Genomic DNA, 18,962 nt, shown 5'->3' on the forward strand with positions numbered 1-18,962 from the left:
GAAGCATTAGTGCACTAAAGGAAAAAACGAAAGTCAGACTTCTCGATCCGCCGGATAAGCAGCTTCGATGCGCTGGGCGATCAGGTCCTGCAGCACCCAGAGGTTCCGGTCGTGGATGCCGAGCTCTTCAAGCTTGCTGACGGTGGCGTGCACATACTCTGCCATCGAGCCTTTCCAGCCCACCGCGCGCGCCAACTGGTCGGCCCGTTGCTCGAGCGTCAGGCCGCCGACATAACGCGCGTTGTGGCGCTCGATGGCGAAGGCGAGGGCGGTCAATTGCCCTTCGGCGGTCGCCACGGAAATCCAGCGGCCGGGGAAAGCATTGGGCGTCATGCTCATTTCGCGCCGCACGAGCTTGTCCATATTTTCGCGCAGGCGCGTCTGGGGCAGACGATAGACGACCCCCCGGCACGAGCCGCCGCGATCAAGGCAGAGCATCAACCCCGGTGCTGCCGGGCTGCCGCGGTAGCGGAGGTCATAGAGGCAGAAATTGCGGTGCCAGCCCCGCGCCGTGGCCAACCGCTCCGCGTCGAACTCGGTCGCGGGGTTCCAGATCAGCGAACCATAGGCGAAGATCCAGAACTCGCCTTCGGGCGCAGTCGAGATGATGCGCTCGACTTCGGCGTCGTAGTCGGCGTCGGTCGCGGGCCGGATGCCCGGATAGTTCGGGTTGCCGGGATCGGGGATCACCGGCAGGCGCGCGACGTGATCTGTGGTGAGGCGAAGTTGTCTCTTGGGGCTAGGCGATGCCAAACGAACTAGTCCTCGCTGAACTGGCTCTGGTGCTCCGCGAGGCGACGCTCGACCAGATGCTCCAGTTTGGTTTCAAGATGTGCGAAGGCGCCGCCGAGTTCCATCTTGATGGTTCCCTCCAGCTCATCCTTCACATCCGTCAACCGCCGATCAACGTCCGACACACGCCGATCGAGATTGGAGATCTGCCGGCTCAACTGCAACATCGAGTTCGAAATGGCGCGAATGTCTTCTCGCAACTCACGATGCATGTCGTTGAGCTGATCAAATCGACGGGTAAACAGGTCAAGCGTCGGATTTTCCACCATGTTGTCAGTCTAGGCGCAAATGGCCGCGAAATCCAGTTCCAGCCAGCACGGGCCTATTCCGCCCCGTCCCCATGTCCATGGCTGGCCCTAATCTTGACGGGCTCAGCCGCCTCGCCGGTGAGGATTTCCTTCCAGCGCGCCGCCTGCATGGCGACGTTTTCGGGCGCGGTGCCGCCATAGCTCTTCCTGGCAGCGACCGAGGCTTCGACGGTCAGCACCTTGTGGATGCGGCTATCGATGCGGTGGTCGATGAACTTGAAGTCCTCGATCGTCAGGCCCTCGAGCGTCATCTGCTTCTGCTCGGCCAGCGCCACGATCTGCCCGGTGATGTGATGGGCCTCGCGGAACGGAATATTGAGCTGGCGCACCAGCCAGTCGGCAATATCGGTGGCGGTCGAGAACCCGGCGGTGGCCGAGGCGCGCATGCGTTCGGTATTGACCGCAAGGTCTTCCACCATGCCGGTCATGGCAGCAAGCGACAGGCTGAGGGAATCCAGCGCGTCGAAGGCGACTTCCTTGTCTTCCTGCATATCCTTGGAATAGGCGAGCGGCAGGCCCTTCATCACCATCATCAGGCTGGTGAGCGCGCCCATGATGCGGCCCACCTTGGCGCGGATCAGTTCGGCCGCATCCGGGTTGCGCTTTTGCGGCATGATCGAGGAGCCGGTGGTGAACTTGTCCGATAGCCGCACAAAGCCGAACTGCGCCGACGACCAGATTACCAGTTCTTCGGCGAAGCGGGAGAGGTGCATGGCGCAGAGTGTTGCCGCCGAGAGGGTTTCGAGGATAAAGTCGCGGTCGGAGACGGCGTCGAGCGAGTTGGCGGTGGGGCGGTCGAAGCCGAGCGCTTCTGCGGTCATTTCGCGGTTGATCGGGTAGGGGGTGCCGGCGAGCGCGGCGGAGCCGAGCGGGTTCTCATTCAAACGCTTCCGCGCATCCTCGAACCGCCCGGTGTCGCGCCCGAGCATTTCAACATAGGCGAGGAGGTGGTGGCCAAAGGTCACCGGCTGGGCGTTCTGGAGGTGGGTGAACCCAGGCATGATGGTCGCTGCCTCGCGCTCGGCACGGACAACGAGGCTCAGTTGCAGCGTCTTGATCTGCACGAGCAGCGTATCGATGGCGTCGCGCACATAGAGGCGGAAATCGGTCGCCACCTGGTCGTTGCGCGAGCGCGCGGTGTGGAGGCGCCCGGCGGCATCGCCGATCAGTTCCTTCAGGCGGCTTTCGACATTCATATGGATGTCTTCGAGCGCGCGCGAGAACGTGAATTTGTTTGTCTCGATCTCGGTGCGCACTGCCTCTAGACCGGCAATGATCGCGTCGCGATCGGCCGACGTCAGAATGCCCACTTCCGCCAGCATGGTGGCGTGTGCGATAGAGCCCGCGATATCCTGCTTGTAGAGGCGCTGGTCAAAGCCGATCGAGGCGTTGATTTCTTCCATGATGGCGTCCGGGCCGGACGCAAAACGGCCGCCCCACATACGATTGCTCATCTCAACTCCAACGGTAGACCGATGACCGACACAATTCCAACGAACAGTCCCAAACCGGCGCCAAAACTGCAGCCTCGGCGGGTGCTCGTCATCGCGGTCGTCTGCGCGGCGCTAGCACTAGCGCTTACCCTTTTGCTTGGCAACTTCATGCCGGCCAAGGCGACGCAATGCGATCCGCAGGTGGTCAAGGGCCAGAAGCTCGATGCGGTTGCCGTCGGCGCGCTCGCAGCGCTTACCGGGACCGGCCTCGGCCGGGGTTATGCCGATATGGCGTTCAACGATGATGCGGGCGTCAAAAAGACCATAGCGGACTTTGCGGGCAAGAAGCTCCTCGTCAACTTCTGGGCCAGCTGGTGCGTGCCGTGCCGGGCCGAGATGCCGGCGCTCGACCAGGTGGCCGCGACGTACAACTCGGATACGTTCATGGTCCTGCCGGTCAATCTCGATATCGGTGAGGGCGGGCTCGAAAAGGCGAAGAAGTTCCTCGCCAACGGCCAGTTCAAGAACCTGCCGCTCTATGCGGATTCGACGTTTTCGGCGTTCGAGCGGCTGAAAACCGAGGCGGTGGCGATTGGTTTGCCCGCAACGCTTTTGCTCGATGAAAAAGGCTGCGAGCTCGCGGTGCTGCAGGGGCCGGCCGAGTGGGCGTCACCGGATGGCCATGCCGTGATCGACGCGCTGATCGGCAGCTGATCATGCCGAAGATCCTCTGCGTCGGCGCCTTGACCATGGATACGATCTTCCGGCTCGAGGCCCTGCCGGCCGGGCCGGGAAAGGTCATTCCGCTCGATGCCGTCGAGGTGGCCGAAGGCATGGCGGCGGCGCAGGCGGCGACCATTGCCCGGCTGGGTGGCGAGTCGGCGCTCTGGGCCTCGGCTGGTGACGACGCGATCGGCGACAGGCTGGTCAAACAGATTTCGGCCGAGGGCGTCGATTGCTCGCTTGTGCGCCGGGTTGCAGGCGGGCGCTCTGGGTTTTCGTCTATCCTGATGGATCGGGGTGGCAGCACCATTATCGTGCCGCGCTACGATCCGAGCCTGATGGAATCGCCGGCTGCGGCGCCGGACCTTGCTGGCCTTGATGCGGTGATGGTCGATGTGCGCTGGCCGGGTGCGGCGCGGCTGGCGCTGGAGGCGGCGCGTGCTGCTGGAATTCCCGGCATTCTCGATGCCGATATGGCCTCGCTCGATATCCTCCAATCGCTGGTGCCGCTGGCCAGTCACGTGGTGGCATCAGAGGGAGCGGGCCGGGTGCTCACTGGCGCTACTGACCCGAAGGCCGCCGCCGAAGAACTGATGTCGCTCCACTCTGGCTTTGTCGCGGTAACTGCGGGGGCCAATGGCTGCTGGTGGTCTGACAAAGGCGCGGTCCGGCACACGCCGGCGCCGCTGGTTGAAGCGATCGATACACTTGCCGCAGGCGACGTGTTTCACGCCGCCTTCGCGCTGCTGCTCGCCGAAGGCAGGCCGATGGCCGAGATCATGCGGTTCGCTTCGGCGGCCGCAGCAATCAAATGCATGCGGTTTGGCGGCCGGCTGGGCGCTCCGGATCGGGCTGAGGTTGAAGCGTTCTTGAGGCAGTAGCGGTCAGGCAGTGCGGTCGATGTGACGGCCGATGATCCTGGCGCGCTCTTCGCTCTCGCGGTTCATGTCGCCGAGGCTGCGTTCGAGATCGGCACCAGTCGATGGCGCCCCTTCCTCGATGGTTTTCAGTACAAGGCGGGTTTCGAGTTCGCTGCGCTTTTTGGCGACAAGCACCTGCGCCACCATCAGCGAGTCTGTCTCGCGGGCGGCCATTCGGTAGATCGCGGCATCAAAGCTCATGGGTGAAGCTCAGGCGAGCTTATCGACCTTGAGCCCCTGACCATCGGGTGGCGGGGCCGGTCGTGCCGCTTCGGCGACAGTCTGCGCGATTGCGGCATCCAGTTCCTGGTTCTTCTTGAGCACAGCCAGCATGGATGATTGCTGCCCGGGGGCAGTTCGCGCGGTCTGGAGCGAGGAGATCAGGTCACTTTCCATGCCCTCAATATCTGCTCTTTGACTGGGTAATACCAGAAGCGGCTGCGACGACTTCTGCAAAGCCTTAGCGGTTGATTACCGGCCGCCGAATAATACGACGCTCCGCCGCTTGAGCGGGATACAGAGCAGGGCCCCGATCACCAGCCCTCCGAGGTGCGCCGACCAGGCAACGGGACTGGTATCGCCGACCACCAGATAGAACACCTGCATGGCCGCCCAGACCCCCAGCATCCACAGCGCCGGAACCGGCAATGGGATGGGGATGACGATCTGGAACAGCACGAACACCCGGGCATGCGGGTAGAGCACGATATAGGCGCCCATAACGCCTGCCACTGCGCCAGACGCACCAATCAGCCAGCCGCCCTGCGCGCCGGCGAAGGCAAAGAACACGAGCGCTGAAAGGGCGGCGCAGGCGAGGTAGAATGCGATGAACTTCACGTGTCCCAGCGCGTCCTCGATATTGTCGCCAAACACCCACAGGAACAGCATGTTGGACAAGACGTGCAGCCAGTCGGCGTGGAAGAACGCGTAGGTTAACAGCGTCAACTCGTCGGGCAGGCCCGGCAGGCGGTCGGGCGCCAGCGGGTTGAGGAAATACACCGGCACCGCCGCAAAGGTGATGGCGAACTCGTCAAAGCTCCGACCGCTGCCATGGGCCAGCTGGATCACGAACACGACTATGTTGAGCGCGATCAGCCCGTAGGTCACATAGGGAAACCTGATGTGCCGGACGGGATTGCTGTCGTGCAGCGGCAGGAACATGCGGGGTTAGCGCTGGCTGTCGGCGGCAAACATGCCCGGTGACCACAACACGTCATTGGCGCCATTGGCATTGGCAACCCGCGCCATGATGAAGCAGAGGTCGGAGAGGCGGTTGAGGTAGACCAGCACGGCCTTGCTGACGTCGGGTTCGTTTTCCATCAGTTCGACCACCAGCCGTTCGGCGCGGCGGGTGACTGTGCGCGCCAGATGCAGCGCAGCAGCGAGCGGCGAGCCGCCGGGCAAAACAAAGCTGGTCAGCGGCTGCAGCCCTTCGTTGTAAATGTCCATCTGCTGTTCAAGCCAGTCAGCCTGCGAGGCGGTGATCCGCAGCGAACGGGGCTCGCCTTCGGGATCGGGGCCGGGCGTTGCGAGATCCGAGCCGAGGTCAAACAGGTCGTTCTGGATGTGGGCGAGCAGGCGATCGAGCTTGGGCATAGAGGTGGTGTGGACGCGTGCCAGCCCGATACAGGAGTTTGCCTCGTCGACGGTGCCGAAGCACTCGACGCGGAGGTCGAATTTCTTCCGCCTTGGACCCCGCACCAGCCCGGTGGTGCCGTCGTCGCCGGTGCGGGTGTAAATTTTGTTGAGCTTGACCATGATACCTCGAATCCAGGGGGCGGAAGCTAGCCGGTGAACCGGCGCGCCGCCAGAGGTCAGCCGCCGTTGCCGCGGCCGAAAAAGAACATCGCGCCGAGGATCACCACGATGGCGACGGCCTGAGCGATCACCCGGGCGCGCATCAGCATCTGGCTGCGGTTGCTGTCGCCGCCCTTGAACATGTTCCACAACCCCATGAACAGGATGATGGCGACGACCGCGAGCGCGATGATGGTGACGATGGCTGTGATGTTCATTTCTGGTTTCCTGCGAGGTAGCGCGTGAGTCCCTCGCCCAAGCGGTCATAAATGGCACGAATGCGCCGGCTGGTGAACAGCTCCCGATGCGTGGTGAGCCATACTTCGAGTGGAGGCGGCGCGAAACCGGCGAGGAGTCGCACCATGCCCGGGGTGGCTTCGACGAGCTTCTGCTGGGCAAAACCAATGCCGAGCCCGGCCTTTGTCAGTTCCCACATGTTCACCTGACTATCCGTTCGGATCATGAAGTCTGATCGGTTGAGGCTGAAACCCATCTTACGTGCGGTGCCGATCAATAGATCGGAACGATCAAAGCCGATGAGGTCATGCCCCGCCAATTCTTCGGGACGCTGCGGCGTCCCGCGCGCCGCAAGATAGCGCTGGTGGGCGCAGGCGCAGACCGGCAGGTCGCCGAGGTGCCTGGTGATCAGTTCGAGCTGGGTGGGGCGGAACATGCGCACCGCGATATCGGCCTCCCGCAGCAGCAGGTTCTCCACCGCGTCGGTGGGCACCAGTTCGATGGCGATCTGCGGGAAGGCCTGGCGCACATCATAGAGGATCGGCGGCAATACATAGGCGCACATCACCGTGCTCGAGGTGATCCGCACTGAACCCGTCAGCGCCGAATGCGCTCCCTCGGCCATCAGCGCCGCCTCGGCCAGAGCGCGCTGGGCGCTGAGCACCGGCTCGTAAAGCCGAAGCGCAGTGTCGGTCGCCTTGAGCCCGGTCAGCGTGCGCTCGAACAGGCTCACACCCAGCGCCTGCTCAAGTGCCTCGATGTGGCGGCCGAGCGTCGGCTGGCTCAGGCCAAGCGCCCGTGCTGCGCCCGAGAGCGAGCCATGCTCCACCACCGCGCCAAAGCTCCGCCACAGCGACCAATCGGGTTCGGACATCCTTGAGCCTCCGCCTGCCTATTCATTTTTGTATGGCAAAGCTCCGCGATTGCGCAATTCCTAAACGCGAAGTTAGGGCCGATATTGAGGGCATCAACAACGGAGCACAGCAATGTCACGCGGTCAGGTCATCGTTCTGGGCATCAACGGCCATGTCGGCCATCACATCGGAAAAGCGTTCGTCAGCGCTGGCTGGGAGGTCTCCGGCATGGGCCGGTCGAACCGGCATCCAGTTGAGGGCGTGCGCTTCGTCAAGGGCGATGCCGACAGCCTAGACGACCTGCGAGCGGCCATCGGCAGTATCGATGTTGTCGTCAATGCTCTGAACCTGCCTTACGACAAGTGGGACAACGGCCGCATGGAGGCGCAAAACGCCCGCGTCATCGAGGCGCTCGGCACATCGGGCAAGACGCTGCTGTTTCCGGGCAATATCTACAACTATGCCGCCGCCGACCGGGCCGTCACGCCGGACCTGAAGCAGCGTCCGGAAACGCCGCGTGGCGAAATCCGTCAGCGCACCGAGGCCCTGTACCGGGCCGCGGCAAGCAAGGGTCACATCCAGGCGATCATCCTCCGCGCCGGCGACTTCTTTGGGCCCGAGAGCCAGGGTGACTGGTTCGACCTGGTGATGCTGCGCGAAGCGGCCAAGGGCAAGTTTGCGATGATGGGAACGCGCGGCATCGCCCACGCCTGGGCCTATCTCCCCGACCTCGCTCGCGCCTTCGAAAAGCTCGCCTGGCACCGGAAGGAACTGGCCGCGTTCGACACCTTCCATTTCCACGGCACGTTCGTCACCCCGGAGGTCCTCGCCAATGCGGTGGTGGCGGCAGCGCCGGTCAAGCTTAAGGTTTCGATGTTCCCGCGCATTCTCCTCGGCGCCATCGGGCTGTTCGACCCGGTGATGCGCGAGATCGCGAAGATGGGGTACCTCTGGGATAACGCCATGGAACTCAAGGACGCCCGCCTCGAGACCATCCTCGGCCCCGATTTCGCGACGCCGTTCAGCACCGCGATTGCCGAAACGGTTGATCCGTTCTTTGCGGAAAAGAAGCTCGCGGCGTAACTTGCGTCAAAGAGTACCCGACAAAGGCCCCCTCACCCGCCGCTCCGCGGCGACCTCTCCCCCAAAGGGAGAGGTGATGAGGTGGCAAGATCGTGCCCCCGCTTACCTCTCCCTTGGGGGAGAGGTCGGCCCGCAGGGCCGGGTGAGGGGGCCTTTGCATCCGGCGCTAGAATCCCAGCCGCCCCCGCACCCCCTCCGCCGTCCACGCCTCAGCCCTGAGGTCCGCAATCGACTGTGACCCCCGCGACTTAGCGAGTTTTCTGCCCTCGTCGTCGAGCAGCAGCTCGTGGAACGTGTAGACCGGAGTGCTGAACTCCAGCAGCGCTTGCAGCAGCACATGGATATCGGTGGCGGCTTCCATGTCGCGGCCGCGGGTCACATGGGTGATCCCCTGCGCCTCGTCGTCCACCACGACGCTCAGGTGATACGAGGTCGGCGTGTCCCTGCGCTGCAGCACCACATCGCCCCAGCGCTCGGGCCGGGCGGCAATTTCGACATCGGGCTGCTCCGGTGTCGGTTGCGCCTGCCGGTAGGAGAGGAGGCCGGCAAAGGCAATGGCAGCCTCCGAGTTCAACCGCCACTGCGGGAGTTGGCCCTGATCCAGCCGCTCCCGCACCGCGGCGTCCGTCAGGTGACTGCAGGTGCCGGGATAGAGCGGCGCGCCATCAGGGTCGGTGCCCTGCGCCGCTGCTGCAATTTCCGAGCGTGAACAAAAGCACGGATAGAGCAGATTCATGCCCTTCAACCGCGCGCCGAAGCCTGCATAGAGCGCGAACCGCTCTGATTGCCGCATCACCGGTTCGGGCCAGCTGAGCCCGAGCCATTTCAGGTCCTCAAGGATCGCCTCGGTGAATTCCGGCTTGCATCGGGCAAGGTCAATGTCTTCGATGCGCAGCAGAAACCGGCCACCCAAGCGCGCCGCGCCATCGGCGGTGAACAGCGCGGAATAGGCGTGACCCAGATGCAGCCGCCCATTGGGGCTCGGCGCGAAACGAAGCTGAGGCGAAGTCATGACGATATCCTACACCAGAGCGCCCCGGCGATGACAGGGCTGCTCGATTCCGCCGAGGCCCTGCAATGGCATCTCGGCCAGCTCATCGTCCGCGACCCTCGTCTCGCGGTTGTCGCCGAACGCGCAGGGTCGTTCGAAACCCGCCGCTCCGAGCCGGGCTTTGCCGGGCTTGCGAAGATCATCTGCGGCCAGCAGTTGTCGGTCGAAAGCGCGGCGGCGATCTGGGGGCGGTTCGAAAGGCTGGAGGGGGCGCTGTCGCCTGAAACCTATCTCGGGCTCAGCGAGGCGCAGGTGCGGAGCGTCGGCTTTTCCGGCGGCAAGTACCACACCGTGCGCGGCATTGCCGAGGCGCTGGTCGAACGCCGCCTCGATCTCGATCATCTTGTCAGCCTGCCTGCCGAGGAAGCGATCGCTGAACTCTGCAAGCTCAAGGGCGTCGGGCCGTGGACGGCGGAGATTTACCTGATGTTCTCGGCCGCCCACCCGGATGTGTTTCCGGCGGGCGATATTGCGCTGCAGCGGGCGGTGGGCTGGGCCTTCGGGCTTGACGACAAGCCGCAGATCAAGAACCTGATTGCCATGGCGCACCAATGGTCGCCGCACCGGTCGACCGCAGCGCTGCTGTTCTGGCGCTATTATCGCGCGGTCCGGAACAAGGAAGGACTTCTCGTCTGATGGCTAAACTCTCCGGCCCGATGCTGGCCCCCGCCAGCGGCGGCGTTCCCAAATCCATCATCGTGCTGCTGCATGGCTATGGCGCCGATGGCAGTGACCTGATCGATCTCGGCCGACACTGGGGTCCGACCTTCCCGGACGCGCTGTTCGTTGCGCCGAACGGGCCGCGCCCATGCGGGCAGAACCCCTATGGCTTCGAGTGGTTTCCGCTCTCGGTCGATCGCATTGCCGGCCGCATCGAAGGCGCCCGTACTGCCGCACCGGTGATCAAGGATTTTCTCGCCGACCTCTGTACGCAGACCGGGCTCAGCGCCGCCGACACGTTCCTCGTCGGCTTTTCGCAAGGGGCGATGATGGCGCTCCATGTCGGCACCTCGATGGACAAGGCCCTTGCCGGTATCGTGAGCTTTTCCGGCGCTTTCGTTCCCGCCGATGGGTTTGAGACCGAGGATTTTGCGCGGCCGCCGGTTGCCATCATTCACGGCGATCTCGACCAGGTGGTCGATCCGCAACTGAGCCGCGATGCGGCGGAGGTACTGGCCGCCAAGGGGTTCGATGTGGGACTCCACATCTCGAAGGGCGTGGCACACGGCATCGCGCCCGACGGGCTCGATTTTGCCACGAGCTTCATGCTGGCCCAGCAGGTCTGAGGGACGTCAGTCCGCGACAAAAGGCGAAATGCGAAGCCGCTTCACAGGGGTGTCACAGTCAGCATAGAGTATCCCTCATCATGACTGTCTGCGATTCCTGTTTGGGGGGCGCCAAGTGACAATACATGTGTCGCTTGAGAACTGTCCCGCGTTAGTGCTGAACGCCGATTTCAGGCCTCTCAGCTACTATCCGCTGTCTTTGTGGTCCTGGCAGGATGCCGTCAAGGCGATCTGCCTGGATCGGGTCAACGTTGTCTCGAACTACGACCGGGTGATCAAGAGCCCGAACTTCGAGATGCTGGCGCCCAGCGTGGTTTCGCTAAAGGACTATGTCCGTCCGGCGCGGCATCCGGCCTTTACCCGCTTCAACGTGTTCCTGCGCGATCGCTTCCAGTGCCAGTATTGCGGCTCGCGCGACGATCTGACCTTCGATCACGTAATCCCGCGCTCTAAGGGCGGCCGTACGACGTGGGAAAACGTTGTTGCGGCGTGTGCGCCGTGCAATCTCAAGAAGGCCAACCGGCTGCCGCGGGAAATCAAGATGTTCCCGATGCAGGAGCCGTTCCAGCCCAGCGTCCATGACCTGCACAACAATGGCCGGGCCTTCCCGCCCAACCACCTGCACCAGAGCTGGCTCGATTATCTCTACTGGGACATCGAACTCGAGCCCTAAGCGTCAGCGCTGGACGAAGCGGCTACCAATAACTATTATTGGATGCAGTGCATCGGACGGAGGCCCCAATGGCCATCAGTGCAGATCTGGGCGAAAACCTCGAAGCGGTTGTCAACGACCTCGTCAAGAACGGCCGCTACAATTCCAAAAGCGAAGTGCTGCGCGAAGGCGTGCGCCTGGTGCAGGAGCGCGAGGCGGCCTTGGCCAAACTCTGGGTCGTGCTCGACGAGGGCCTCGACGACATCAAGGCTGGGCGGGTGCGTCCGCTTGATGAGGTCTTCGACGAGCTTGAGGCGGAGTTGCATTCTGCAGTGGACGCTGCAGAATAATGCGCGTCGCGTTTTCCAGGCGCGCAATTGCTGATCTGCGGGAAATCGCCCATTTCATCTAGGTGGACAACCCGCGGCGGGCGATCAGCTTTGCTGGGGAGTTACGGTCGGCCTGCCTGTCGCTTGGCGAGTCAGCCCAGCGCAACCCGCTGGTGCCTGGGCGCCCGGAAGAGGGTCTCCGGCGAGCGATCTACGGCGCGTACCTGATCTTCTATACTGTCGATGAAAGCGTGGTCAGCATAGCGCGCATCCTACATTCGGCACGCGACTACCAGAAGCTGCTCTTTCCTGGAGACTAAGCCGCCTTCCGCCCGCGAAGCGCCACCGCGGCGCCGAGCAGCGCGACGATCCCCACCGAGATCAGCGTGTTGTAACCGGCGAGCGTGATGCCGAAGAGGCGGAACTGCACCTTGTCGCAGGGGATGACCTTGGCCTCGTTGATGTGCTGGAGGTCGGAAAAGCTGACCTCGACGCCGGTGCCGGTGCAGGCGGTCGGGCCCTTCCAGAGGCCCAGTTCCACGCCGGCGTGGTAGCCGGCCATATAGGTGCTCCAGATGAAGATGGCGACGCCGATGACCATGGCCATCAGCCACACCAGCCGGGGGATGCGGTGCCACAGCAGCAGGATCGCCGCCAGAACCGGCAGGCCCCAGTAATAGGCCTGGCGCTGTTCGAGGCAGAGCTCGCACGGCACCAGCCCACCGAACAGTTGGGAACCCCAGGCGCCTGCAATGGTGGCGAGGCCGAGCACGAACGCGATGGTCACCAGCACGCGGCTGCGATCGGCGGTGAAGCCCCGGATCGGGCTTTCAGCGGCGGTGCTGGTCATTGATAACTCCAAGAGGCTGGTCCGGTGGGCAATCTGGCGCGGTTATTGGCGTCCCGTCACCGCAAGTCAATGTCACGCCCACTCAACAGATCGTCAGCTCTCACCAGGCCCGACCAGCCGCAGGGTCGCCATCACCGCACGGGCATTGTCGGGCGCATGCTCCTTGTCGGTCGAAACGAAGAAGCCATGCACGTCGCGCGGCGGTGGCGTGGTCTCGGGGGTCGTAAGGTAGGGGCCATCGGGCGCAACGCCGTCTGCCAAAGCCTTGAGCCAGCCGGCGCGCACGTCGCGCTCCTCGGCCGAATAGCTTTCCTTGCCCGGTGCGCCCTGCAGTCGCAGGTAGGCAAAGTCGGCGGTCTGGTCGAGATAGGGCCAGTCGGCGGTGTCGGCCACCACCAGCGCCACGTTGTGGCGGCGCAGTTGGGCGACGAAACCGGGGGTGGCAAAAGCGGTGTTTCGCACCTCGATGGCGTGGCGCACCCGACTGATGCCGGTCGCATCGAGAAAAGGCGTTTCCTTCAGCCGGTCGTCGGCCTTGCTGGCCAACGCCACCAGCGCTTCGGGTGTCTTGGGCAGCAGCGAAAGGAACGCTTCGAGCCTCGCCTCGTCATAGCCGAGGTTGCTGGGCAGCTGCCAGCAGCAGGCGCCTAACCGCGACCCGAGAGCCATCACGCCCGAGGCGAAGAAGTTGGCGAGCGGGATTTCGACGTCCTTGAGCTTTTTGAGATGGGTCACCAGCTGGTGGCCCTTGACCGTGAACACGAAGTTTTCCGGCGTCTGGCCCGCCCAGTTGGCAAAGCTTGCAGCTTTCTGGTGGCTATAGAAGGTGGCGTTGATCTCGATATTGCCCAGCCGCGTTGCGGCGTAACTCAGTTCCTGCTTTTGCGGCAGGCCCTTTGGGTAAAAGCTCTGCCGCCAGGGTTCAAACACCCAGCCGGCGGTTCCCAGTCGTATCATGCCAGCCATCGGTTCCTCCTGCACTCGTTGCGTAGTGTGCGACGGGCGGTGGTGCCCGTCCAGAGGGCCGACGCGGGTGGTGCTCTGCGTTGTTCAGTTCTCAAGTTGACGCGACGCGCCGATTTGCCGTATCTCGTGGCCGCGCCAACGTCTTTGCGGGTGTGGTGAAATGGTAGACGCGCCGGACTCAAAATCCGGTTCCGAAAGGAGTGTCGGTTCAAGTCCGACCACCCGCACCAGACGGCGAGCTTTCCTCAGATCACCGGCGGTAGTAAACTCGGGTCATCCGGTGCGGCTTCGCCTTCGCGTGCTTCGGTGATCGCAGCTTCGCGCTCCGAGGCGATCTCTTCATCGCTTTCCCCATCGAGAATGGCGCGCGCTACGATCTCGTGCTTGGCATCGACCCGGGCCGAGACCACCGCGCCGCCGGCTTTCACATGCTCGGTAATGGCCTTGGCATGGTCTTCGTCGATGCCATGGTGGGTGAGCCGGCCCACCAGTGATGCGGCCGCTGCACCGACGCCGGCACCTGCGATTGAGCCAAAAGCGGTGGCGATCAGCCAGCCGCCCGCGACAACCGGTCCGAGCCCGGGGATGGCGACAATGCCAAGCCCGGCAAGCAGGCCGCTCGCGGCGCCAAGTCCAGCGCCGATTTCAGCGCCGGTGGCCGCCTCGTGTTCCACCACTTGTTCGACGACGTCATCGGTGCTGTTTGCAACAAGGCTGATGCGGGTTTGGTCGATGCCGGCCCGGTGCAAGGCCTGCACTGCGGCGAGAGCGCGCGGATAAGTGTCGAACAGTCCAGTAAGCGTGCGCATGTCGGCTCCGAGCTTGTCCGGCAATCAACGGCGATCCGGACCAGATCGAAGATAGGGCTTGTGCGAGCGAATATCCATGTGGTGCCGCCGTCCATAGTGGATGGCGGCACCAAAACTCATTTCACGGTAACAAGGGTCCACATCCCGGCCATGTAGTGTCCGGGGATATTGCAGAACAACATGTAGGTGCCGGGGTCGAGGGTCAGCGTGAGGGCCCCAGAGGCGCCGGGATCGAGCTCGGAGACTTCGCCGAGGTGGCCGGCCGCATCTTCATCGACGCGGCTATCGCCATCGATATAGGGCAGCGGCTTGGTCGCGTCGGCCACCTTCACCACCAGCATCTCGTGCACGATATCCTTGGAATTGTTGGTGACCTTGAATGTCACTTCCCCAGCCGGCACCTCAGTCTTGTCGGGGATGACGTGCATGACGGCCATTTTCATGTCGCCCTTCATGGTCATGCCCATATCGGTTCCGAGTTCGGCTTCAGCGCCGGCATCGGCCAGTGAGACGTTTATGGTGGCACCGGCGGCCAATACCGGAGCTACAAACCCGAAAAACGACAGAGTAACGGCCAGCACGAGCGTTTTCATACGCGATTGCAGCATGTCTCAGTTCCTCTTCAGCTCGGCCGTTCCGTGTGTCAGCCGAAAGTCCCGCCGGTGCGGGATCGCACTGGTCGGAGCGCCCTGTGCCTACGATGTGGGACTGACGCCTAGCTGAAGATTGCTGAATGTAAGCGGAGCACGCGCCGCTCAGGCGAGGATATCGGTAGCGGTCTTTTGCATGTCCGAGGCGATGCCGACCATCTTGGCCGAAGCGGCGAACTCGTACCGTGCCATCAATGCCGAAACCATTTCCGAGGCGATGTCGATATCGGGCATGCCAACCATGCCATTGGCATCGGCATAGCCGGAGTCCGGGTCGGACACGGCGACCGGCTTGCTGTTCCGCGGCTGATACGAGGTCATCACGCCGGATAGTCCGCTGCCGATATCGACGCTGACCGCGTCGATGGGCTGGTACGGCGCGGGACCAGCATTGGGGTCCAGACTGCCGGCCGTCCGGACATTGGCGATGTTGCTCGAAGCCGCGTTCAGCCGGGCTTCAGCTGCCTGCATACCCGATATGCCGATAGAGAGTGCACTGATGCTCATCGGGACATCATGACCTCAAAGCTTTTCTGGCTCCCTAACCGCTGATGCAGATTTTCTTACAAATGTTCAGAACAGCTGGCGCAGCAGGAACACTGCGACGACGCCACCCACCATCGCTCCAAAGAGGTTCTTGGTCAGCGCATAGATCAGCGCCGTCGCGGCAGCGGCCAGCCACTCGGCCGGTCCGCCTTTGAGAATTGCGGGCGCCACCAGCGCCGCGAGCACAGCACCGGGCAGGTGGCGCAACCAGGCGGCGACGAACCCAGTGGTCGGCAACCGGTTGGCAAGCAGCAGGCCTCCGGCGCGGATGGCATAGGTCACGACCGCCATGCCGAGGATAGTGATCAGCGCCTCAAGCGACATGGCGCGCCCTCCGCATTTCCACGAGCGCGCCCGCAAGGCTGCCCAGCAACCCGCCGACGATGATGTACCAGTTTCCGGGCACCAGCTTGGCGGTGAGAATCGCGCTCGCCGCGGCCACCGCCCACGGCACGATATCGGCCTTGCCCTTCCACATGCCGAGCAGCAGCACGAGGAAGGTGGCGGTGAAGGCGAAATCAAGCCCGTAGCGCGTCGGATCTTTGATGAAGGCCCCGGCAAGGCGACCAATGAGGGTCGATCCCGCCCAGCTGATCCAGGACAGCACACCGGTGCCGAGCAGGAACCCGACACTGCCCTTGCCCTTTCCGACCTCGACCATGGTCATGGCCCATTGCTCGTCAGAGACAAAGAACATCGCCGCCAGTGCCCTTGGCAGGTGAAGGTGGCCCACCACCGGCCGCAGCGTTGCCGACATCAGCAGCACGCGGAGGTTGACGATAGCAGTGGCGATGACAATCGAAACGATGGGGAGGCTACCGGGGTGCCACATGTCGAGCGCTACGAACTGGCTCGCTCCCGCAAACACCAGCCCGCTCATCAGCGCCACTTCCAGAACGCTCATGCCGGCCTGTCCCGCCAGCACACCCCAGACGAGGCCATAGGCGGCAATCGAGATCGCTACCGGCGTGAACATGCGCATGCCGAGCAGGAACTGGGCGCGGGAACTCGAAATGGAGGGATTGGTCAGCTCGGTCATATGGGTTTCTAGCGCAAGTCAGCGCGATTTCGTGATGCGTTTTGCTGATCCGGGTCATCGTTTCCTGTGATGGAAGACAGCAACCCTCGGCTGCACTCACCCCTGTTGACGCTTAGTGCCCTCAGGTTTAGACGCTGCACCTGTGCGTTCTGAACTCCCCGTGCTCCGACCCGCCGGCATCCCATCGCGGATGTGAAGTGGCCCGACCAGAATTCCCGACCTATCGGGAGACTGGCCTCGTTGGGGCTGTCGCGACGACACATTTGTCATCGGGTTTCGGAGTCTTTTGAAATGTTCAATTCCAGCCGGCCGCTCTGGCAGCGGTTCTCCCTGTTTTTGCTGCCGCTCATGCTCAGCAACATCCTGCAGTCGCTCTCGGGCACCATCAACAACGTCTATATCGGCCAGATGCTGGGCACCAAGGCGCTTGCCGCGGCCGCGGTGTTCTTTCCCATCCTGATCTTTCTGATCTCGTTCATCATCGGGCTCGCCTCGGGGTCAGCGATCCTGATCGGGCAGGCCTGGGGCGCCAAGAATATCGAAAAGATCAAGGAGGTAACCGGCACCTCGCTGACCGTTGGCCTCCTGATGGGCCTCTTTGTTGCGGTCTTCGGCGGCCTCTTCACGCGCGAGATCATGATGCTGCTCAATGCGCCGGCTGAAATCATAGAGCTTGCCACGGCCAATGGCCGCGTGGCGCTGATCGGCATGCCGGTGTTTTTCATCTTCCTGTTGATGACCTCGATGCTGCGCGGCGTGGGTGACACGATCACCCCGCTGCTCGGCCTCGTGCTGTCGATCGTCGTCAGCCTCTTGGTCACACCGGCGCTCATCGAAGGCTGGTTCGGCCTGCCGGCGCTTGGGATCATCGGGGGGCCAGTTTCCAACATCATCGGCTTTGTCATCGTCATCGGCTTTCTGGGTGTGGTGCTGAAGCTCAGAAAGAGCGCGATGGCGATCGACGGAGCGCTGCTGCGCAATCTCCGGATCAACTGGCCGGTGCTGAAACTGGTTGTGAAGCTCGGCATTCCGGCCGGTGTCTCGATGGTGGTGTCGTCGATCTCGGCGATTGTCATCGTCGGCATCGTCAACCGCTTCGGCGCCGATGCGACCGCCGCCTATGGGGCGGTCAACCAGGTGATGAGTTATGTGCAGTTCCCCGCCATGTCGGTGGGTATTGCCGCCTCGATCTTTGCTGCGCAGGCCATCGGAGCGCGCCGCATGGCGGACGTCGAAAAGGTCACGCAGACGGCGCTGATCCTCAACACCATCGTCACCGGCGCGCTGGTGCTGATTGCGTACCTCTTTTCACAGAACCTTGTGCGCTTTTTCATCACCGAACCGGCGGTGGTCGATCTCACCGAAACGCTTCTGCACATCGTGCTCTGGAGCTGCATCATATTTGGCTACGGCTCGATCTTTTCGGCCGTGATGCGCGCCTCGGGCGATGTGTGGATACCGATGGGGCTCTCGCTCGCCGCCATCGCGCTGGTCGAAGTGCCGGCGGCGCTGATCCTCAGCCAGATCTGGGGGCTTCAGGGCGTCTGGGTCGGTTATTGCCTCAGCTTCACCGCGCTGATGACCTTCCAGGGAGCCTACTATTACGGCTTCTGGCGCAAGAAAGAGATCGAGGCGCTGGTCTAGAACCGCCGCAACCGAACTTGCCGTTCCGGAGTGATCCGGAACGGCACATAAAGCCGATCTTCAGCGCTCAGCGCCGGCGTAGCGGCGTTCCGCCGGGATCGGGTCCGGGGTGTCCTGGTGCACCGCATCATAATTGAAGCGCGCGTCGCGCACCTCGTGCTGGTGCGCCGCCGCCCAGTTCCACAACGCGTCCAGCGGTTCGGTCAGTGTCTGGCCCAACTGGGTCAGCTGATATTCGACGCGCGGCGGAATTTCCGGGTAGACCGTGCGGGTCACCAGCCCATCGCGCTCGAGGTTGCGCAGTGTCAGCGTCAGCATGCGCTGGCTGATGCCGCCAATGGTGTGGCGCAGCTCGTTGAAGCGCATCGTGCGCACCTTCAAGTACCCCACGATCATGACGCTCCACTTGTCGCCGATGCGATTGAGGATGTCGCCCATGGCATTGCAGGTTTCGCTGCGTCCGGGGATCGGTTTCATTTTTGTGCCTCCTTGCGAGGGTTCCTAAGGCACGAATATAGTTTCAGTTACTGATTGTGCCTAGGGTAAAAATGGAGCCCCGAAATGACTGACGTAACCAACGGCGCCACCGGCCGAAACTGGTGGAGCATTGGCCTTTGGGTCGCGCAGGCACTCTTGGCGCTGGCTTTCGGCATGGCGGGCTTCATGAAGCTGACGACGCCGCTCGACCAGTTGGGCAATATGATGCACTGGGTCACCGTTACCTCGCCGCTGCTGGTCACCTTTATCGGTACGGTCGAAGTGCTGGGCGCCATCGGCGTGATCCTCCCGGCGTTGACCCGCATCCTGCCGTGGCTGACGCCGCTCGCGACGCTCGGCTTTGCCGTGATCCAGATCCTTGCCATCGGCACCCATGCGTCGCTGGGCGAAACCGGACAGACCCTGCCGATCAACATCGTTCTCCTCGCCCTTGCCCTGTTCGTTGCCTGGGGCCGCTGGCGCAAGGCGCCGATTTCGCCGCGCGGTTGATGACCT

At 63.1% G+C, this 18,962-nt stretch carries 28 protein-coding genes and 1 tRNA gene; 11 read left to right on the plus strand and 18 right to left on the minus strand.

The window, feature by feature from the left end; all coding sequences use genetic code 11:
* Positions 1-33: 33 nt before the first annotated feature.
* Genes ACO06J_RS19135 through argH form a run of 3 tightly spaced genes read right to left on the minus strand, consistent with a single transcriptional unit; the run spans position 34 to position 2,554 of the window.
* Positions 34-753: a gamma-glutamylcyclotransferase gene (locus ACO06J_RS19135; protein ID WP_421762304.1), complete on the minus strand. Its 720-nt coding sequence runs from the start codon at positions 751-753 to the stop codon at positions 34-36.
* A 5-nt stretch (positions 754-758) separates the two neighbouring features.
* The gene (locus ACO06J_RS19140; protein ID WP_421762305.1) at positions 759-1,061 is read right to left on the minus strand and encodes a hypothetical protein; all 303 of its coding nucleotides are present in this window, start codon (positions 1,059-1,061) and stop codon (positions 759-761) included.
* Between the two features lie 53 nt (positions 1,062-1,114).
* Positions 1,115-2,554, minus strand: a complete 1,440-nt coding sequence (gene argH, locus ACO06J_RS19145; RefSeq protein ID WP_421762306.1) for an argininosuccinate lyase — start codon at positions 2,552-2,554, stop codon at positions 1,115-1,117.
* Between the two features lie 21 nt (positions 2,555-2,575).
* On the opposite strand from argH, the gene ACO06J_RS19150 reads away from it, so the two are divergent.
* A complete protein-coding gene (locus ACO06J_RS19150) occupies positions 2,576-3,247 on the plus strand; it encodes a TlpA family protein disulfide reductase (RefSeq protein ID WP_421762307.1) in 672 nt (223 codons plus the stop codon).
* A 2-nt stretch (positions 3,248-3,249) separates the two neighbouring features.
* Entirely contained in the window at positions 3,250-4,137 is an 888-nt protein-coding gene (locus tag ACO06J_RS19155; protein WP_421762308.1) for a PfkB family carbohydrate kinase, read from the plus strand.
* 3 nt (positions 4,138-4,140) lie between these two features.
* Here ACO06J_RS19155 and ACO06J_RS19160 read toward each other — a convergent pair whose 3' ends face one another.
* The 6 genes from ACO06J_RS19160 to ACO06J_RS19185 all read right to left on the minus strand — a co-directional run bounded on the left by ACO06J_RS19160 (position 4,141) and on the right by ACO06J_RS19185 (position 7,084).
* The gene (locus tag ACO06J_RS19160; protein WP_421762309.1) at positions 4,141-4,377 is read right to left on the minus strand and encodes a hypothetical protein; all 237 of its coding nucleotides are present in this window, start codon (positions 4,375-4,377) and stop codon (positions 4,141-4,143) included.
* A gap of 9 nt (positions 4,378-4,386) precedes the next feature.
* Complete coding sequence (locus ACO06J_RS19165; RefSeq protein ID WP_421762310.1) at positions 4,387-4,572, minus strand: hypothetical protein; 186 nt, start codon at positions 4,570-4,572, stop codon at positions 4,387-4,389.
* A gap of 75 nt (positions 4,573-4,647) precedes the next feature.
* Positions 4,648-5,337 carry a rhomboid family intramembrane serine protease gene (locus ACO06J_RS19170; RefSeq protein ID WP_421762311.1) on the minus strand — a complete coding sequence of 230 codons (690 nt, stop codon included), beginning with the start codon at positions 5,335-5,337 and terminating at the stop codon, positions 4,648-4,650.
* 6 nt (positions 5,338-5,343) lie between these two features.
* Positions 5,344-5,934 (minus strand): cob(I)yrinic acid a,c-diamide adenosyltransferase, encoded by a 591-nt coding sequence (locus ACO06J_RS19175; RefSeq protein WP_421762312.1) that lies wholly within the window; start codon positions 5,932-5,934, stop codon positions 5,344-5,346.
* Between the two features lie 56 nt (positions 5,935-5,990).
* Positions 5,991-6,191, minus strand: coding sequence for a twin transmembrane helix small protein (locus ACO06J_RS19180; RefSeq protein ID WP_421762313.1), 201 nt, complete (start codon positions 6,189-6,191; stop codon positions 5,991-5,993).
* Positions 6,188-7,084, minus strand: a complete 897-nt coding sequence (locus ACO06J_RS19185; RefSeq protein WP_421762314.1) for a LysR family transcriptional regulator — start codon at positions 7,082-7,084, stop codon at positions 6,188-6,190. The genes ACO06J_RS19180 and ACO06J_RS19185 overlap by 4 nt, the downstream gene beginning before the upstream one ends.
* A gap of 112 nt (positions 7,085-7,196) precedes the next feature.
* On the opposite strand from ACO06J_RS19185, the gene ACO06J_RS19190 reads away from it, so the two are divergent.
* A complete protein-coding gene (locus ACO06J_RS19190; RefSeq protein WP_421762315.1) occupies positions 7,197-8,147 on the plus strand; it encodes an NAD-dependent epimerase/dehydratase family protein in 951 nt (316 codons plus the stop codon).
* A 166-nt stretch (positions 8,148-8,313) separates the two neighbouring features.
* On the opposite strand, the gene gluQRS is transcribed toward ACO06J_RS19190, so the two are convergent.
* Positions 8,314-9,159, minus strand: coding sequence for a tRNA glutamyl-Q(34) synthetase GluQRS (gene gluQRS, locus ACO06J_RS19195; protein ID WP_421762316.1), 846 nt, complete (start codon positions 9,157-9,159; stop codon positions 8,314-8,316).
* 30 nt (positions 9,160-9,189) lie between these two features.
* Between gluQRS and ACO06J_RS19200 the strand changes: the two genes are divergently transcribed.
* From ACO06J_RS19200 to ACO06J_RS19220, 5 genes are all read left to right on the plus strand, one after another.
* The gene (locus ACO06J_RS19200) at positions 9,190-9,834 is read left to right on the plus strand and encodes a DNA-3-methyladenine glycosylase family protein (RefSeq protein ID WP_421762317.1); all 645 of its coding nucleotides are present in this window, start codon (positions 9,190-9,192) and stop codon (positions 9,832-9,834) included.
* A complete protein-coding gene (locus ACO06J_RS19205) occupies positions 9,834-10,484 on the plus strand; it encodes an alpha/beta hydrolase (RefSeq protein ID WP_421762318.1) in 651 nt (216 codons plus the stop codon). Before ACO06J_RS19200 ends, ACO06J_RS19205 begins: the two co-directional genes overlap by 1 nt.
* Positions 10,485-10,599: 115 nt before the next feature.
* Positions 10,600-11,157, plus strand: coding sequence for an HNH endonuclease (locus ACO06J_RS19210; RefSeq protein ID WP_421762319.1), 558 nt, complete (start codon positions 10,600-10,602; stop codon positions 11,155-11,157).
* 68 nt (positions 11,158-11,225) lie between these two features.
* Entirely contained in the window at positions 11,226-11,486 is a 261-nt protein-coding gene (locus tag ACO06J_RS19215) for a type II toxin-antitoxin system ParD family antitoxin (protein ID WP_421762320.1), read from the plus strand.
* A 62-nt stretch (positions 11,487-11,548) separates the two neighbouring features.
* Entirely contained in the window at positions 11,549-11,785 is a 237-nt protein-coding gene (locus ACO06J_RS19220; protein ID WP_421762321.1) for a type II toxin-antitoxin system RelE/ParE family toxin, read from the plus strand.
* On the opposite strand, the gene ACO06J_RS19225 is transcribed toward ACO06J_RS19220, so the two are convergent.
* Positions 11,782-12,315 (minus strand): disulfide bond formation protein B, encoded by a 534-nt coding sequence (locus ACO06J_RS19225; RefSeq protein ID WP_421762322.1) that lies wholly within the window; start codon positions 12,313-12,315, stop codon positions 11,782-11,784. The two genes, ACO06J_RS19220 and ACO06J_RS19225, sit on opposite strands and share 4 nt — an antisense overlap.
* Before the next feature lie 93 nt (positions 12,316-12,408).
* Entirely contained in the window at positions 12,409-13,281 is an 873-nt protein-coding gene (locus tag ACO06J_RS19230; RefSeq protein ID WP_421762323.1) for a DUF72 domain-containing protein, read from the minus strand.
* 146 nt (positions 13,282-13,427) lie between these two features.
* Between ACO06J_RS19230 and ACO06J_RS19235 the strand changes: the two genes are divergently transcribed.
* Positions 13,428-13,511: transfer RNA gene (locus ACO06J_RS19235), tRNA-Leu, on the plus strand.
* Between the two features lie 15 nt (positions 13,512-13,526).
* On the opposite strand, the gene ACO06J_RS19240 is transcribed toward ACO06J_RS19235, so the two are convergent.
* From ACO06J_RS19240 to ACO06J_RS19260, 5 genes are all read right to left on the minus strand, one after another.
* Positions 13,527-14,090: a DUF1269 domain-containing protein gene (locus ACO06J_RS19240; protein ID WP_421762324.1), complete on the minus strand. Its 564-nt coding sequence runs from the start codon at positions 14,088-14,090 to the stop codon at positions 13,527-13,529.
* Positions 14,091-14,206: 116 nt separating this feature from the next.
* A complete protein-coding gene (locus tag ACO06J_RS19245; RefSeq protein ID WP_421762325.1) occupies positions 14,207-14,698 on the minus strand; it encodes a cupredoxin domain-containing protein in 492 nt (163 codons plus the stop codon).
* A gap of 147 nt (positions 14,699-14,845) precedes the next feature.
* Positions 14,846-15,247 carry a flagellar basal body rod protein FlgC gene (locus ACO06J_RS19250; RefSeq protein ID WP_421762326.1) on the minus strand — a complete coding sequence of 134 codons (402 nt, stop codon included), beginning with the start codon at positions 15,245-15,247 and terminating at the stop codon, positions 14,846-14,848.
* Between the two features lie 66 nt (positions 15,248-15,313).
* Positions 15,314-15,610 (minus strand): AzlD family protein, encoded by a 297-nt coding sequence (locus tag ACO06J_RS19255; protein ID WP_421762327.1) that lies wholly within the window; start codon positions 15,608-15,610, stop codon positions 15,314-15,316.
* Positions 15,600-16,325: an AzlC family ABC transporter permease gene (locus ACO06J_RS19260; RefSeq protein WP_421762328.1), complete on the minus strand. Its 726-nt coding sequence runs from the start codon at positions 16,323-16,325 to the stop codon at positions 15,600-15,602. Before ACO06J_RS19260 ends, ACO06J_RS19255 begins: the two co-directional genes overlap by 11 nt.
* 291 nt (positions 16,326-16,616) lie before the next feature.
* Here ACO06J_RS19260 and ACO06J_RS19265 point away from each other — a divergent pair, with 291 nt between their 5' ends.
* Positions 16,617-17,969 carry an MATE family efflux transporter gene (locus tag ACO06J_RS19265; RefSeq protein WP_421762329.1) on the plus strand — a complete coding sequence of 451 codons (1,353 nt, stop codon included), beginning with the start codon at positions 16,617-16,619 and terminating at the stop codon, positions 17,967-17,969.
* A 60-nt stretch (positions 17,970-18,029) separates the two neighbouring features.
* On the opposite strand, the gene ACO06J_RS19270 is transcribed toward ACO06J_RS19265, so the two are convergent.
* Positions 18,030-18,446: a winged helix-turn-helix transcriptional regulator gene (locus ACO06J_RS19270; RefSeq protein ID WP_421762330.1), complete on the minus strand. Its 417-nt coding sequence runs from the start codon at positions 18,444-18,446 to the stop codon at positions 18,030-18,032.
* Between the two features lie 84 nt (positions 18,447-18,530).
* Here ACO06J_RS19270 and ACO06J_RS19275 point away from each other — a divergent pair, with 84 nt between their 5' ends.
* Positions 18,531-18,956 (plus strand): DoxX family protein, encoded by a 426-nt coding sequence (locus ACO06J_RS19275; protein ID WP_421762331.1) that lies wholly within the window; start codon positions 18,531-18,533, stop codon positions 18,954-18,956.
* Positions 18,957-18,962 lie beyond the last annotated feature (6 nt).

Source organism: Devosia sp. (assembly GCF_965229025.1).
GTDB lineage: Bacteria > Pseudomonadota > Alphaproteobacteria > Rhizobiales > Devosiaceae > Devosia_A.

What these genes read in the sequence shown, in the direction of transcription:
- ACO06J_RS19140 (WP_421762305.1), bottom strand. Translation starts at nt 1,061, where the DNA reads ATGGTGGAAAATCCGACGCTTGACCTGTTTACCCGTCGATTTGATCAG.
- argH (WP_421762306.1), bottom strand. Translation starts at nt 2,554, where the DNA reads ATGAGCAATCGTATGTGGGGCGGCCGTTTTGCGTCCGGCCCGGACGCC.
- ACO06J_RS19150 (WP_421762307.1), top strand. Translation starts at nt 2,576, where the DNA reads ATGACCGACACAATTCCAACGAACAGTCCCAAACCGGCGCCAAAACTG.
- ACO06J_RS19155 (WP_421762308.1), top strand. Translation starts at nt 3,250, where the DNA reads ATGCCGAAGATCCTCTGCGTCGGCGCCTTGACCATGGATACGATCTTC.
- ACO06J_RS19160 (WP_421762309.1), bottom strand. Translation starts at nt 4,377, where the DNA reads ATGAGCTTTGATGCCGCGATCTACCGAATGGCCGCCCGCGAGACAGAC.
- ACO06J_RS19165 (WP_421762310.1), bottom strand. Translation starts at nt 4,572, where the DNA reads ATGGAAAGTGACCTGATCTCCTCGCTCCAGACCGCGCGAACTGCCCCC.
- ACO06J_RS19170 (WP_421762311.1), bottom strand. Translation starts at nt 5,337, where the DNA reads ATGTTCCTGCCGCTGCACGACAGCAATCCCGTCCGGCACATCAGGTTT.
- ACO06J_RS19175 (WP_421762312.1), bottom strand. Translation starts at nt 5,934, where the DNA reads ATGGTCAAGCTCAACAAAATTTACACCCGCACCGGCGACGACGGCACC.
- ACO06J_RS19180 (WP_421762313.1), bottom strand. Translation starts at nt 6,191, where the DNA reads ATGAACATCACAGCCATCGTCACCATCATCGCGCTCGCGGTCGTCGCC.
- ACO06J_RS19185 (WP_421762314.1), bottom strand. Translation starts at nt 7,084, where the DNA reads ATGTCCGAACCCGATTGGTCGCTGTGGCGGAGCTTTGGCGCGGTGGTG.
- ACO06J_RS19190 (WP_421762315.1), top strand. Translation starts at nt 7,197, where the DNA reads ATGTCACGCGGTCAGGTCATCGTTCTGGGCATCAACGGCCATGTCGGC.
- gluQRS (WP_421762316.1), bottom strand. Translation starts at nt 9,159, where the DNA reads ATGACTTCGCCTCAGCTTCGTTTCGCGCCGAGCCCCAATGGGCGGCTG.
- ACO06J_RS19200 (WP_421762317.1), top strand. Translation starts at nt 9,190, where the DNA reads ATGACAGGGCTGCTCGATTCCGCCGAGGCCCTGCAATGGCATCTCGGC.
- ACO06J_RS19205 (WP_421762318.1), top strand. Translation starts at nt 9,834, where the DNA reads ATGGCTAAACTCTCCGGCCCGATGCTGGCCCCCGCCAGCGGCGGCGTT.
- ACO06J_RS19215 (WP_421762320.1), top strand. Translation starts at nt 11,226, where the DNA reads ATGGCCATCAGTGCAGATCTGGGCGAAAACCTCGAAGCGGTTGTCAAC.
- ACO06J_RS19225 (WP_421762322.1), bottom strand. Translation starts at nt 12,315, where the DNA reads ATGACCAGCACCGCCGCTGAAAGCCCGATCCGGGGCTTCACCGCCGAT.
- ACO06J_RS19230 (WP_421762323.1), bottom strand. Translation starts at nt 13,281, where the DNA reads ATGGCTGGCATGATACGACTGGGAACCGCCGGCTGGGTGTTTGAACCC.
- ACO06J_RS19240 (WP_421762324.1), bottom strand. Translation starts at nt 14,090, where the DNA reads ATGCGCACGCTTACTGGACTGTTCGACACTTATCCGCGCGCTCTCGCC.
- ACO06J_RS19245 (WP_421762325.1), bottom strand. Translation starts at nt 14,698, where the DNA reads ATGCTGCAATCGCGTATGAAAACGCTCGTGCTGGCCGTTACTCTGTCG.
- ACO06J_RS19250 (WP_421762326.1), bottom strand. Translation starts at nt 15,247, where the DNA reads ATGAGCATCAGTGCACTCTCTATCGGCATATCGGGTATGCAGGCAGCT.
- ACO06J_RS19255 (WP_421762327.1), bottom strand. Translation starts at nt 15,610, where the DNA reads ATGTCGCTTGAGGCGCTGATCACTATCCTCGGCATGGCGGTCGTGACC.
- ACO06J_RS19260 (WP_421762328.1), bottom strand. Translation starts at nt 16,325, where the DNA reads ATGACCGAGCTGACCAATCCCTCCATTTCGAGTTCCCGCGCCCAGTTC.
- ACO06J_RS19265 (WP_421762329.1), top strand. Translation starts at nt 16,617, where the DNA reads ATGTTCAATTCCAGCCGGCCGCTCTGGCAGCGGTTCTCCCTGTTTTTG.
- ACO06J_RS19270 (WP_421762330.1), bottom strand. Translation starts at nt 18,446, where the DNA reads ATGAAACCGATCCCCGGACGCAGCGAAACCTGCAATGCCATGGGCGAC.
- ACO06J_RS19275 (WP_421762331.1), top strand. Translation starts at nt 18,531, where the DNA reads ATGACTGACGTAACCAACGGCGCCACCGGCCGAAACTGGTGGAGCATT.